Below are 12,570 nucleotides of genomic sequence, written 5' to 3'. Positions count from 1 at the left end.
AGCACCGGCTCGATCACCAGTGAGTAGGAAATCCGAACTCACCATAGCGTTGTGAGTTGGAAATTCAAACCCTCACCTATGCTGAGCCTCATGGCCGCCACCAAGGACCCGCGCCCCTGCTCGATCGCCGACGCCCTGGCACTGGTCGGCGAGAAGTACTCCCTGCTCGTCCTCAGGGAGGTCTGCCTGGGCAACGGGCGCTTCGACCAGCTGGTGCGCAACATCGGCGCCCCGCGGGACATCCTGGCGACCCGGCTGCGCCGCCTGGTCGACGCCGGGATCCTGACGAAGCGCGCCTACAGCGAGCGTCCGCAGCGCTTCGAGTACCGGCCCACCCAGGCGGGGCTCGAACTGGAGCCGGTGCTGCTGACGTTGATGGACTGGGGCAACCGCCATCTGCGCGCGGACGACCGCCCGATGGTGATCGAGCACCGCTGCGGCCAGGAACTCGTCCCGGTCGTCACCTGCCGGACCTGCGGCGACCCGGTACGGCACGAGGACCTGACGTCCCATCCGCAGAGCCCCGGATGGACGGTGTCGGGCCCGACGGCGGCGTGAGCGGGGTGTGGCGCCTGCGGGCCGCCGTTGGCTGTGAGCGCCCGCACCGCTCCGCGCCCGCCGGTGACTGTCGTGAGCGCCCGCGCCCCGCCGCCCGGCGCGGGCCGGTCGTGGACTGACGGGGCTGGACCGCGCCGCCGCCGGGGCGGCCGGTGAACCGCTCGGGAGGTTCCGCGGGCGCGGCGCCGCTCACCACGGGTGCCTCGCCAGGTACTCGGCGATCTCCTCCCGCTCCAGGGCTCCGTCCGCGACGACGACCCGATAGCGACGGGTCAGCGTGGCGCCGGGCGCCAGTTCCAGCTCGTCGTGGAAGGCCCAGGAGGGGGCGACGGCGGCGAACGGTTCGTTGCGGACGAACCAGTGGGCGGGGTGGGTTCCCCCGGCTCCGGTGTGGTCGTTCTCCGGGGCGTGCGCGAAGACCAGCGTCGCGTGCCCGTCGAGTCCGTCGTGCTCCCCCGAGTACGCCAGCCAGGCGGCCTGTTCACCCATCAGCGAGGGCCCCGCGCCGTCGGGTCCGAGGACACGGCCGCCCCGGAAGGACCTCGGTCCGCGCCAGAACAGCCCGGTGTAGCCGGCCATCTCGCGGCCGGCGGTGGTCGGGCTGCCGAACAGCAGCGGTTCGTCACGCCGGTTGGTGACGGCGCTCCTCCAGGTCAGCGCCCACGAGCCCGCGGCCGGGTCGGCGTCGTGCACCTCGATCCGGCGCACCTCGTCGGCCCACCGCTCACCGGAGTACGGGCGCCAGGTGAGCCGCTCGGCGATCACGGCGCGGGAGCCGTCCGAGGCGATGCCGTCGAAACCCTCGTGCGCCATCGACCCGACGCGCTCCGGAAGCGCGAGATACCCCTCGCCGTGCACATAGGTGTTGCCGCCCCACAGGTTCTGCCCGCAGAGGTGGGAGGCGGTCATCTGGAGGCCCTTGTGCCATCGGTGGTCGTTGGGCCGGTAGTCGGTGACGACGGCGCCCGCCAGGGTGCGCACCGGATGCAGATACGGCTTCGGGGCCTCCCAGGCCGACTCGGGCCGGTAGACGTAGCTGAAGAGGTCGATGCCGGTGGCGGTCTCGGTGACCGTGATCCGGTCGCCGTGCGCGTGGACGATCCGCAGGCCGGTCACGCGGACGCCTCCTGGCTCGGAACGGATCCGGGAGCGAGCGGCGCCCAGCCGGGGGCCCCGCCGTGCAGGGCGGTGTAGTAGGGGTCGCCGGGGCGGATGTCGCCGCGCCGCACCGTGGTGTCGGTGAACGCCGACTTGTACAGCGCGGTGACCAGTTCCAGACTCTTGCGGCCGTCCCGCCCGCTGCTGCGCGGCCGTTCGCCCGCGCGCATGCTCGCCACCAGCTCACGCAGCTGCGCCACGTGCGAACTGGGCACATCGGCACCGAAGTCCCGCCAGGCCGCGGCCTCCGACGCCGGCACGTCCGGAGCGGGGGTGATGCGCCAGTCGGCGTTGGCGTGCCCGTAGAGGTGTGTGAGTTCGACGGTGGCCCGTGCGCAGTCGATACGGATCCGGCTCACCTCGGCCGGGCTGAGGACGCTGTTCACCACCGTCGCCATCGCACCGTCGGCGAAGCGGACCAGGGCCGTGGAGACGTCCTCGGTCTCCACGTCGTGCACCAGCCGTCCGGTCATCGCGCGCACCTCGCTCCACGGCCCCAGCAGATCGAGCAGCAGATCCATCTGGTGGATGCCGTGCCCCATGGCGGGACCCCCGCCCTCGGTGCGCCAACGGCCGCGCCAGGGCACGGCGTAGTAGGCGGCGTCGCGGTACCAGGTGGTCTGGCAGTGCGCCACCAGCGGCCTGCCCAGGGCCCGTTCGGCGAGCAGTCGGCGCACATGCCGCGCCCCCGAGCCGAACCGGTGCTGGAAGACGACGGCGGCGTACGGGCCGCCCGCCGGCCCCTCGGCCGCCTCGACCGCGTCGAAGTCGGCGAGCGTGGGTACCGGCGGCTTCTCGCACCACACCCACGCCCCGGCGCGCAGCGCGGCGACGCTCTGCTCGCGGTGCAGCGTGGGCGGTGTGCAGATCGCGACGAGGTCGGGGCGCTGCTCGCGCAGCATCGTCGCCAGGTCGGTGTACGCGTGCGGGATCCCGCCGGCCGCGCAGAACGCCCGGACCGCCGCGCCGTCGACGTCGACCGCCGCCACCACCTCGGTCTCGCCCTCCTCGGCGAGTGCGGCCAGCGCGGGCAGCGTGGCGCCCCGGGCGATGGCGCCGGTGCCGACGACGGCGGTCCGCACGGGACGGCCGAGGAGCCGGGCGGCGGGCGACCGCGAGCCCCGGGGACGGTCCGAGGAGGAGGTCCCGGGCGTCTCCGGTGGCACGGGCTTCTCCGGTGTCGCGGGTGCGGACATCGACCTGATCAGCACTCCTTCGGGGCTCCCGGGTGCGTGACGAGCACATGGCAAGCGCTTTCCCCGCAGGCAACGTAGGCCCGGTGCCGAACTCGGTCAACACCCTGGGCCGATCACCGTGGAGGTCCGGGCAAACCCCTGTGTCGGGCCCGGTTCCCAGGGGCGCTACGCTGCCCCTCAACACACCTGATCACCGCGCGCGGGGGCTTGGTGTGTCCGTCGTCCGTTTTACGACCGGCACTTGGACTCCGAAACTTCATGTCTTGGTTCGAATCACTCATCCTCGGACTCGTCCAGGGGCTGACCGAGTTCCTTCCCGTGTCCTCCAGCGCGCACCTGCGCCTGACCGCGGCCTTCTCCGGTTGGGAGGACCCGGGCGCCGCCTTCACGGCGATCACACAGATCGGCACCGAGGCGGCCGTGCTGATCTACTTCCGCAAGGACATCGGCCGGATCACCGCCGCCTGGGTCCGCTCGCTCTACGACAAGGCGTGGCGGTCCGACCACGACGCCCAGATGGGCTGGCTGGTGATCGTCGGCTCGATCCCGATCGGTCTGCTGGGCGTGACGCTCAAGGACCAGATCGAGGGCCCGTTCCGTGATCTGCGGATCACCGCGACGATGCTGATCGTGGTCGGCGTGATCATCGGCATCGCCGACCGGATGGCGGCCCGCGACGAGAAGGGCGGCCGGCACCGCGCGCCGATCCGGCGCAAGGAGCTCAAGGACCTCGGCGTCCGCGACGGCCTGATCTTCGGCTTCTGCCAGGCCATGGCACTGATCCCGGGTGTCTCCCGCTCGGGGGCCACCATCAGCGGCGGCCTCTTCATGGGCTACCGGCGCGAGGCCGCGGCCCGCTACTCGTTCCTGCTCGCCATTCCCGCGGTGCTCGCCTCGGGTCTGTTCGAGCTGAACGACGCGATGGGATCCGGCCATGTGTCGTGGGGGCCGACGGCCTTCGCCACGGTGATCGCCTTCGTCACCGGTTACGCGGTCATCGCCTGGTTCATGAAGTTCATCTCCACCAAGAGCTTCATGCCCTTCGTCTGGTACCGCATAGCCCTCGGCATCGTCATCATCGTGCTCGTGTCCATGGGTGTGCTCAGTCCCCACGCGGCGGAGTCGTCCCACTGACCGGGGTGACCAACCACATACGGGTCGCGTAGCCGCCCGGTAGCGCAGGGTCAGTGCTTGCCCCTAGGCTGGCCTGCATGTCCCCTGACTCCGTGACCCCTGGTTCCGTGCGTTCCGCCGCCGAGGTGAACGAGAAGATCCGTGCGCTGTGGATGCGCGCGGGCGCCACGCTGTCGGCTCAGGAGCGAGCGGAGTACGAACTGCTGGTGGTCGAGTGGGCCGCCGCGATCCGCGGCGGGATCATCAAGGCCGCCTGAGGCACCGGCGCAGGATCCGCACCGTGGAGCACCTGACCGACGCGCCGCCCCGCCGCGGCCTGGTCGTCTTCCTCAACGGCACGTCCAGTTCGGGCAAGTCGAGCATCGCGGCGGAGCTGCTGCGCATGCTCGACGAGCCGTACTTTCACATGCCGGTCGACGCCTTCCACGCGATGCGCTCCGGCACTCCGGTCCCCCCGGACCGGCTGGACGCCGTCCTGCACCGGACCTGGCGGGGCTACCACCGGGCCGTCGCGGGCATGGCCGCGGCGGGCAACAACGTCGTGGTGGACCACGTCCTGAGCGCGGAGTGGCGGCTCGAGGACTGCCTGTCCCTGCTGGTGCCGGAGGACGTCGTGTTCGTCGGCGTGCACTGCGCCGTCGACGAACTGGAGCGCCGGGAGCGGGCGCGCGGCGACCGGCCCGCGGGTCTCGCCGCACGGCAGGTGCGGCAGGTGCACGCCCACGGCGTCTACGACATCGAGTGCGACACCGGCGTCCGGGACGCACACGAATGCGCCCGGCAGATCAAGGACTTCCTGCCCGCGAGACCCACGCCGACCGCCTTCCAGCGGCTGCGCGCGAGGATCTGACGCCGCCGCGGGGTGCCGGGCGGCGCTGTCAGCGGCCGCCCGACACCCGCAGTACCGCGCCGGTCGCGTACGACGCGTCCGGTGACATCAGCCAGGCGACGGCGGCGGCGATCTCCTCCGCTCTGCCGGGGCGGCGCAGTGGAATCGTGGTCGCCGCCCGCCGGGCGCGGTCCGGGGCGCCCATCCTGGCGTGGATCTCGGTGTCGATCACTCCGGGCGCGACCGCGTTCACCCGGATCCCGTCCGGGCCGAGCTCCTTGGCCAGGCCCAGCGTCAGGGCGTCGACCGCGGCCTTGGCCGCCGCGTAGTGGACGTACTCGCCGGGGCTGCCCAGTGTCGCGGCGGCCGACGACACGTTCACGATCACGCCGCTGCCGCGCGGGCACATGAGCTGAGCGGCCCGGCGTGAACACAGCAGCGTGCCGAGCAGGTTGACGTCCACGACCCGGCGCAGCTCGGCGGGATCCGTGTCCGCGAGCGGCCCCAGGGGGCCGGTCACTCCCGCGTTGTTCACCAGCCCGGTCACGGCCCCGAGCTGCCGCTCGGCGACCTCGAACAGCCGCTCCACGTCGGCCTCGACGGAGGTGTCCACCCGTACGGTCACACAGCGGGCCCCGGCACCGCGGATCGCGTCCGCGACGGAATCGGCGGCGGCGGAGTCCTGGACGTACCCCACCGCCAGGTCGTGCCCGTCCGCCGCGAGCCGCAGACAGGTCGCGGCGCCGATGCCTCGGCTGCCGCCCGTGACGACGGTGACGGGACGTGTCATGCCTGCCTCCTGGCGCTGCCGGGTCGGGAAGTCGATCAGCGTACCGCCCGCCGCCGGCCGCGGCGTCGCGCGGAGAGGAACGCGCGCGGTCACCCCGGCCGGGCGCGGCCGACGCCCCCTCCCGCGGTCCGCGATCAGGGGCCGCCGCGCCCGGAGCGGATCCGGAACGTCCGGGCAAGATGTCGCGAACCCGCCATGAAGCCCGCGCGGACCCGCGGATATCCCGGCACGCCCTCTTGGCTCGGCACCCCCCGTGCCCAACACTGAGCCGATGACGCAGCGCGTGGAGCTCGCCGCCGTGATGGACCGGCTCGCCGTCGACGGACTGATCACCGAATACGCCGTGGCAGTGGACGACGGCGACTGGGAGGCGTATCGGAATCTGTTCACCCCCGACGGACGGGCGGACTACCGGTCCGCAGGCGGTATCGAGGGGGATGCCGGTGCCGTCGCCGAGTGGCTCGCGGAGAGCCTGCGGCTGTTCTCCATGAGGCAGCATCTGATCGTCAACCGCCGGGTGCGTTTCGAGGTGCTGGAGCGGGACACCGGGGACACCGCACGGGTCCAGGCCGACTACGTCAATCCGATGCGCTTCGCCGGTGACGGCTCGGCGGCGCCCGACTTCGTGTGCGGCGGCCGGTACTCCTTCGGGCTGCTGCGCACGGACGACGGCTGGCGGCTGCGTGACGTGGTCGTCCGCGAGAAGTGGCGGCGGCTGCCGGACGGAGCCGGGGCCTCCCCGCAGGCCGAATGAGCCGACGCCCCCTGTACCGAGATCGTCTTCAGCGCGACACTGGACGCACGGGGTAGGGAGGCGCCGTATGACGATGCCGGGCCGATGGCTCGCCTCTCCGTGGCGGCGATCGGTGCTCGCCGTGGTGGCGGGCGCGCTGCCCATGGCGGCCTTCCCCGCGCCGTCGCTGTGGTGGTTCGCCCTGGTCGGCCTGGTCCCCTGGATCCTGCTCGCCCGCGCCGCGCCGACCGGCCGGCGGGCGCTGTACGACGGCTGGTGCGGCGGGTTCGGGTTCGTGTTGGCGGTGCACCACTGGCTGCTGCCGAACCTGCACGTGTTCACGTTCGTGATAGCGGCACTGCTCGGGGCGCTGTGGGCGCCCTGGGGGTGGCTCGTGCGCCGCTTCCTGGCCGGCACACCCTCGGCGGGCCGGATCACGGCCGCGCTGCTGGTCCTGCCCGCGGGCTGGCTGGCGGTGGAGCTGGTCCGCTCCTGGCAGGGGCTCGGCGGTCCCTGGGGCATGCTCGGAGCCAGCCAGTGGCAGGTGGCGCCCGCGCTGCGGCTGGCGTCGCTGGGCGGGGTGTGGCTGCTCAGCTTCCTGCTGGTGCTGGTCAACGTCGCCGTCGCCGTCCTCGTCGCGGTGCGCGAGGCACGGGTACCCGCGGTGGCGGGGCTGGTCGCGACCGCGGCGGCCGGCTCGGCGGCCTGGACGTGGTCGCCGCGCCCCGAGGTGCAGAGCCACGCGCGGGTGGCAATCGTCCAGCCCGGGATCGTCGACGACGGCACCGGCAGCGCCGACCGGCGGTTCGACCGCGAGGAGCGGCTGACCCGGCAGCTCGCCGGGCAGGACGTCGACCTGATCGTCTGGGGCGAGAGCAGCGTCGGGTACGACCTGGGCGACCGCCCCGACCTGGCACGACGCATCACCGCACTGTCGCGCGAGACGCAGGCGCCGATCCTGGTCAACGTGGACGCGCGGCGCTCGGACCGGCCCGGCATCTACAAGAGCTCGGTCCTGACCGGCCCCGAGGGCCTGATCGGCGAGCGCTACGACAAGATGCGGCTGGTCCCCTTCGGCGAGTACATACCCGCCCGGTCGCTGCTCGGCTGGGCGACGTCCGTCGGCGAGGCGGCGGGCGAGGACCGCAGGCGCGGCACCGCGCAGGTGGTGATGGACGCCGGTGACGGGCTGCGGATCGGGCCGATGGTGTGCTTCGAGTCGGCGTTCCCCGACATGAGCGGCCACCTCGCGAGGGACGGTGCCGACCTGCTCGTCGCCCAGTCCGCGACGTCCACGTTCCAGCGGAGCTGGGCACCGGCCCAGCACGCCTCGCTGGCCGCGCTGCGCGCCGCCGAGTCCGGGCGCTCCATGGTGCACGCGACACTGACCGGTGTCTCCGCGGTCCACGGGCCGCAGGGACAGCGGATCGGCGACTGGATCGGCACCGACGCCAGTACGGCACGGGTCTACGAGGTCCCGCTGGCCGACGGCGTCACCCCGTACGTCCGCTTCGGCGACTGGCCGGTGTACGGGGCGCTGCTGGTGCTGGCGGCCTTCGCCGTCAGCGAAGGGACGCGGGTGACCCGGCGACCGCGGAACGCTCCAGGACGGCCAGTACCACCCGCTCGCACAACTCGTGGGTCGCCAGCGCGTCCCGGGCGCTGAGCGGCCGGCCGGCCCGCACCGCGTCGAGGAAGCCCAGCACCGCCTGCTCGATACCGCGCTGCCGGGCCACCGGCACCCAGTCGCCGCGCCGTCGCACCGTGGGCTGGCCCTTGTGGTCGATCACCTCGGCGAGGTTGAGCACCTGCCGCTTGCTGTCCTGCCCGGACACCTCGAGGATCTCCTCGTTGGAGCCGCTGAGCCGGTTCATCACACCGAGCGCGGTGAATCCGTCCCCGGCCAGTTGCAGCACCACGTGGTGCAGCAGCCCGTCGCGGACGCGGGCCCGCACGGTCACGTCGTCGATGTCGCCCGGCACCAGGAAGCGCAGTGTGTCGACGACGTGGATGAAGTCGTCGAGGATCATCGTGCGCGGCTCCTCCGGGAGCCCCACCCGGTTCTTCTGCATGACCACGAGGTCGCGCGGATGCTCGGCGCACTGCGCGTAGGCCGGTGCGTGCCGCCGGTTGAAGCCGACGGCGAGGCCGACGCCGCGCTCCTCGGCCAGCGCCACCAGCCGCTCGGAGTCGGCGAGGTCGTAGGCCAGCGGCTTGTCGACGTACGTCGGCACACCCGCCTCGATCAGTCGGGCGACGATCTCGGGGTGCGCGGTGGTCGGCGCGTGCACGAAGGCGGCGTCGAGGCCCGCGGCCAGGAGGTCGTCCAGGGTGGTGTGCCGCCGGGCGGCCGGCAGGTGGAGGGCGTCGGCGACCCGCGTGAGGGTGGCCGGCGTCCTGGTCTGCAGATGCAGTTCGATGCCGGGCTGGGCACCGAGCACCGGCAGATACGCCTTCTGCGCTATGTCACCGAGTCCGATGCAGCCGACCTTCACCTGGGCTCCTTCACCGCTTGCCTGTTCCGACGGAAGCATACGGCCGCTGCGGGGGCCGCCAGTCGGCGATGCCGTCGAAGCTGCGCAGGAACAGCGCGGGTCCCGCCTTCGACAGGGCGGCCATCGCGGCGTTGCGCACGGCGATGCCCGCGCGGTTGCTCATCATGTTCAGCCGGGCGACCCTGACGGCCTGGCGGGCGACGGCGGTCGTCCGGGGCAGGCGGGCGGCGGTGTAGGCGGCGAGGTCGTCGCTGTGCCAGGCGAGCACGATCGCGTCCTCGACGGCCTGGTTGCCGCCCTGGCCGAGGTTCGGCGGCATGGCGTGGGCGGCGTCGCCGACCAGGGCGACCCGGCCGCGGTGGTACGCCGGCAGCGGCCGGGCGAGATGGTGGACGTCGTGGCGCAGGACGTCCTCGGGGCGGACGGCGGCGAGCACGGCGGGGATGGGCTCGTGCCAGTCGCCGAACAGGCGCAGGAGTTCGGCCCGCTCGTCGTCGGGCGCGTGCAGCCCTGCGGGCGCGACGGCGGCGGCGTACGCGTAGACCCGCCCGTCCTTGAGGGGGTGCGTGCCCCAGATCCGGCCGCGGCCCCAGGTCTCGTGCGAGGCGAACTCGACGCCGGGCAACGGGACGACCACGCGCCAGGTGGTGAAGCCGGCGTGGACGGGTCCGGGGTGCGCCGGGAAGAGCGTCCGGCGTATCCCGGAGTGGATGCCGTCGGCGGCCACGACCAGGTCGGCGGTCAGTTCGCCGTCGGGGGTGGTGACACGGGCGGGCCGGTCGGTGCCGCCGGGGTCGACCAGGGCGGCCGGGGCGTTCGTGAGGACGGCGCCCCTCGGGAGCCGGGCGGTGAGGGCGTCGACCAGTGTGGCGCGGTGCAGCAGGACCAGCGGTTCGCCGAAGCGCTCGGTTGCCGCGGCGGCGTCGGACCGCGACAGCCGGCGCCCGCCGGGGGTGCGCAGCCCTCCGGGTCCCTGCCACGCGGCGAGGTGGCGGATCTCGTCGCCGACGCCGATCACGTCCAGCGCCCGCAGGGAGTTGGGGGCGAGTGAGAGGGCGGAGCCCACCGGTGCCGACGAAGGGGCGCGTTCCAGCACGGTGACCTGCCGGCCGACCTGGTGCAGGGCGACGGCGGCGGTCAGCCCGCCGATGCCGCCGCCGACGACCACGGCTCGGCGCGGCTTCGACGACTGTGTCATGGCTGCTCCTCGTGGCTCAGGGGTGTGCCGCGCTCACCTTCACTACATCCGTAGTGTCGATGTCGCCGACTGTACTACAGGCGTAGTCGCCGAGGTAGGTTGATCCCATGCCCGCACACAGCACGGGCGCGTCGCGCGCCGAAGTCGTCGCCGACACGGCCCTCGCCCTGCTCGCCGAACGCGGTATGCGCGGTCTGACCCACCGCGCCGTGGACGAGGCCGCCGTGCTCCCGCCGGGCTCCACCTCGAACGTGGCCCGCACCCGGCAGGCACTGCTGGAACTCGCGGTGCGCAGGCACGCCGAGCGGGAGGCACGCGTGCTCGCGCTGCACGAGACGCCGGATCCGGACGGCGGACCCGACGCACTGGTGGACGGGCTGGCCCTGGCCGTCCACCGCTCCCTGACCCGCAACCGGGAACTGCTCGTCGCACGCTACGAACTCGCCCTGGAGGCCACCCGCCGCCCCGAACTGCGGGCCTACTACGACGCCATCGGCGCCCGCTACGGCGACCGGCTCACCGCGCTCGTCGCGGCGCTGGGCTCCACCGATCCCGCACGGCACGCCCTGTCCCTGGTGGCCTGGGCGGACGGACTCATGTTCAGCTGCGTCGCCGGGTCCTTCAGCCAACGGGTGCCGACCCTGGACGAGGTGCGCACGGGTCTGCGGGAACTGCTCGCCGGGATGCTCGGCACGGCCGCACCGCTGCGCCGGTGAAACTCCTGGCGGTTTCGGCCCCGTTGCGCCACGATGCGCGGATGACGACCGAACGCCGCGAGCCGGCCCAGAACGCCGACGAACGCACCATGCTGGAGGGCTGGCTGGACTACCACCGGCAGACCCTGGCGTGGAAGTGCGAGGGATTGAGCGACGCCCAGCTCAGGACCGCGTCCGCGGAGCCGTCCGAGCTGTCCCTGATGGGGCTGGTGCGGCACATGGCCGAGGTGGAGCGGGGCTGGTTCCGCAAGGTGCTGGTCGGCGACGACCCCGGGCCGATCTACTGCACCGAGGAGGACCGCGACGGGGAGTTCCATCTCACCGACGCGGACACCTGGCAGGAGGCGTACGCCACCTGGCAGGCCGAGATCGGCTTCGCCCGGCACAACGCGTCCGGCTTCGCGCTGGACGATCTGTCCAAGGGCCGCAGCCGGTACACCGGCGAACCGTTCAACCTGCGCTGGATCTACACGCACATGATCGAGGAGTACGCCCGCCACAACGGCCACGCGGACATCCTCCGCGAGCGCATCGACGGCGCGACCGGCGACTGACGTCACCCTCGGCGAGCCCGCACCCCTCGCACGGGCGCCGGGATCACCCGTCCGGAGCAACCTGGGCTTGTCCATCCGGCCCGGACCGGCCGCAAGCAGCAGAGTTGCGCGGGTGCATCGAACGACGACGACCGCGACGCTCCTGGTCACCATGGCCGCTTCGGCCCTGGCCGGCTGCACGACCGTGCACCGCCCGGCCGCGCCCGGCCCGGCCGGCCCGCAGACCCAGTCTCCGGCCACCCGCCCGGACGGCCGGACCCAGCCGCAGATCGTGCAGGCGCCGGCCCGCGAGGCGCTGGAACGGATCGGACCGTCCCGGCATCCCCGGCCGACGGCGCCCACGGCACCCGTGACCTCCTCGGAGCCCGGCCGTACGACCGTCCCGGCACCGCCGAAGGAGGCCGAGCCGCGCGTGCCGCGCGAGCCCTCGCAGCCGGCGCGGTCCCCGTCCGCCCGGGTCCCGGACACGTCCGGCGCCCTGCGCGAGACCACCGATGTGTGCGCACTCGGCAGGGACTACGGCGGCTGGCGATCGGACAGCCCCCAGGCGGTGATCTGCGAGCGGACGTACCGCCGTTGACCGCGCACGCCGGGCCCGCGGCCCGGGCGGGCGCCGTCCGTCACGGCCGCTGTCTGGGCGGCCCCCACGCGCCGTCGGCCGCTCCGCCCTCCCCCAGCCGCGACTCCAGCCGCCCGATCGCCGCCCTCACGCCCGCGCCGTAACTGTCGTCGGCCAGGGCGCCGGCCGCGCCGCGGGCCCGGTGCAGATGGGTACGCGCGTCCTCCGAGCGGCCGAGCTTGACGTAGTCGGCGGCCAGGTTGAGGTGCAGGGAGGGGTAGAAGGAACGGGCGGCGAGGGCGCCCTCGGGCGCGGTGAGCCGGTTGTCCGTGAGCTCCCGGGCGGCCGTCAACGCCCTCAGGTCCCAGGCCAGTTCGTCGGCGGGGTCGTCCTGCGCGTCGGCCATGTAGTGCGCCAGGGTGCAGCGGTGCAGCGGGTCCCCGTCCTCGCCGATCTCCGCCCACAGGTTCAGGAAGCGCCGCCGGGCCTCCTCGCGGTCACCCGCGTGGTGCAGCATGACGACCTGCCCGATCCGTGTCATCACGGCATCCGGCGCCGCCTGTTCCTGTCGCTCAGCCACCGCGCCTCCCGGCCCTCACCGTTCGTCCGATCACTGCCGACGCTAACCGCAGCCCCGGACAATCCCGGCG

The 12,570-nt window shown here is 73.3% G+C and carries 15 protein-coding genes; 9 read left to right on the top strand and 6 right to left on the bottom strand.

Annotation, left to right across the window (positions count from 1 at the left end):
- Window positions 1–90: 90 nt before the first annotated feature.
- Window positions 91–558 (top strand): winged helix-turn-helix transcriptional regulator, encoded by a 468-nt coding sequence (locus DN051_RS32195; protein WP_053761543.1) that lies wholly within the window; start codon window positions 91–93, stop codon window positions 556–558.
- A gap of 189 nt (window positions 559–747) precedes the next feature.
- On the opposite strand, the gene DN051_RS32190 is transcribed toward DN051_RS32195, so the two are convergent.
- Window positions 748–1,674, bottom strand: coding sequence for a DUF6807 domain-containing protein (locus DN051_RS32190; RefSeq protein ID WP_053761487.1), 927 nt, complete (start codon window positions 1,672–1,674; stop codon window positions 748–750).
- A complete protein-coding gene (locus DN051_RS32185) occupies window positions 1,671–2,912 on the bottom strand; it encodes a Gfo/Idh/MocA family protein (protein WP_079001440.1) in 1,242 nt (413 codons plus the stop codon). The genes DN051_RS32190 and DN051_RS32185 overlap by 4 nt, the downstream gene beginning before the upstream one ends.
- A gap of 258 nt (window positions 2,913–3,170) precedes the next feature.
- On the opposite strand from DN051_RS32185, the gene DN051_RS32180 reads away from it, so the two are divergent.
- The 3 genes from DN051_RS32180 (at window position 3,171) to DN051_RS32170 (ending at window position 4,896) form a co-directional block, all read left to right on the top strand.
- The gene (locus DN051_RS32180; RefSeq protein ID WP_053761488.1) at window positions 3,171–4,046 is read left to right on the top strand and encodes an undecaprenyl-diphosphate phosphatase; all 876 of its coding nucleotides are present in this window, start codon (window positions 3,171–3,173) and stop codon (window positions 4,044–4,046) included.
- Between the two features lie 77 nt (window positions 4,047–4,123).
- The gene (locus DN051_RS32175) at window positions 4,124–4,303 is read left to right on the top strand and encodes a hypothetical protein (protein WP_079001442.1); all 180 of its coding nucleotides are present in this window, start codon (window positions 4,124–4,126) and stop codon (window positions 4,301–4,303) included.
- Between the two features lie 23 nt (window positions 4,304–4,326).
- Window positions 4,327–4,896 carry a chloramphenicol phosphotransferase CPT family protein gene (locus DN051_RS32170; protein ID WP_053761489.1) on the top strand — a complete coding sequence of 190 codons (570 nt, stop codon included), beginning with the start codon at window positions 4,327–4,329 and terminating at the stop codon, window positions 4,894–4,896.
- A 28-nt stretch (window positions 4,897–4,924) separates the two neighbouring features.
- On the opposite strand, the gene DN051_RS32165 is transcribed toward DN051_RS32170, so the two are convergent.
- Entirely contained in the window at window positions 4,925–5,665 is a 741-nt protein-coding gene (locus DN051_RS32165; protein WP_053761545.1) for an SDR family oxidoreductase, read from the bottom strand.
- A 271-nt stretch (window positions 5,666–5,936) separates the two neighbouring features.
- Between DN051_RS32165 and DN051_RS32160 the strand changes: the two genes are divergently transcribed.
- Together DN051_RS32160 and lnt are read left to right on the top strand one after the other, a co-directional pair.
- Complete coding sequence (locus DN051_RS32160) at window positions 5,937–6,419, top strand: nuclear transport factor 2 family protein (RefSeq protein ID WP_053761490.1); 483 nt, start codon at window positions 5,937–5,939, stop codon at window positions 6,417–6,419.
- 67 nt (window positions 6,420–6,486) lie between these two features.
- The gene (gene lnt, locus DN051_RS32155) at window positions 6,487–8,064 is read left to right on the top strand and encodes an apolipoprotein N-acyltransferase (protein ID WP_112440170.1); all 1,578 of its coding nucleotides are present in this window, start codon (window positions 6,487–6,489) and stop codon (window positions 8,062–8,064) included.
- Here the strand turns inward: lnt and DN051_RS32150 are convergent.
- Together DN051_RS32150 and DN051_RS32145 are read right to left on the bottom strand one after the other, a co-directional pair.
- Entirely contained in the window at window positions 7,961–8,893 is a 933-nt protein-coding gene (locus tag DN051_RS32150; RefSeq protein ID WP_112440168.1) for a Gfo/Idh/MocA family protein, read from the bottom strand. The genes lnt and DN051_RS32150 overlap by 104 nt on opposite strands.
- A 10-nt stretch (window positions 8,894–8,903) precedes the next feature.
- Entirely contained in the window at window positions 8,904–10,091 is a 1,188-nt protein-coding gene (locus DN051_RS32145; RefSeq protein WP_112440166.1) for an FAD-dependent monooxygenase, read from the bottom strand.
- A 107-nt stretch (window positions 10,092–10,198) separates the two neighbouring features.
- Here DN051_RS32145 and DN051_RS32140 point away from each other — a divergent pair, with 107 nt between their 5' ends.
- The 3 genes from DN051_RS32140 to DN051_RS32130 all read left to right on the top strand — a co-directional run bounded on the left by DN051_RS32140 (window position 10,199) and on the right by DN051_RS32130 (window position 11,941).
- On the top strand, window positions 10,199–10,807 hold the full coding sequence (locus DN051_RS32140) for a TetR/AcrR family transcriptional regulator (protein WP_053761494.1): 609 nt from the start codon (window positions 10,199–10,201) through the stop codon (window positions 10,805–10,807).
- A gap of 41 nt (window positions 10,808–10,848) precedes the next feature.
- Window positions 10,849–11,361: a DinB family protein gene (locus tag DN051_RS32135; protein WP_053761495.1), complete on the top strand. Its 513-nt coding sequence runs from the start codon at window positions 10,849–10,851 to the stop codon at window positions 11,359–11,361.
- A 112-nt stretch (window positions 11,362–11,473) separates the two neighbouring features.
- On the top strand, window positions 11,474–11,941 hold the full coding sequence (locus DN051_RS32130) for a hypothetical protein (protein WP_234388962.1): 468 nt from the start codon (window positions 11,474–11,476) through the stop codon (window positions 11,939–11,941).
- Between the two features lie 40 nt (window positions 11,942–11,981).
- Here the strand turns inward: DN051_RS32130 and DN051_RS32125 are convergent, their stop codons facing one another.
- On the bottom strand, window positions 11,982–12,500 hold the full coding sequence (locus DN051_RS32125) for a tetratricopeptide repeat protein (RefSeq protein WP_053761496.1): 519 nt from the start codon (window positions 12,498–12,500) through the stop codon (window positions 11,982–11,984).
- Window positions 12,501–12,570 lie beyond the last annotated feature (70 nt).

It is taken from the genome of Streptomyces cadmiisoli, from assembly GCF_003261055.1.
In the GTDB taxonomy this organism is placed as follows: domain Bacteria; phylum Actinomycetota; class Actinomycetes; order Streptomycetales; family Streptomycetaceae; genus Streptomyces; species Streptomyces cadmiisoli.
Note: the sequence above shows the minus strand (reverse complement) of the source record. Positions and strands in the feature narration are given on the sequence as shown.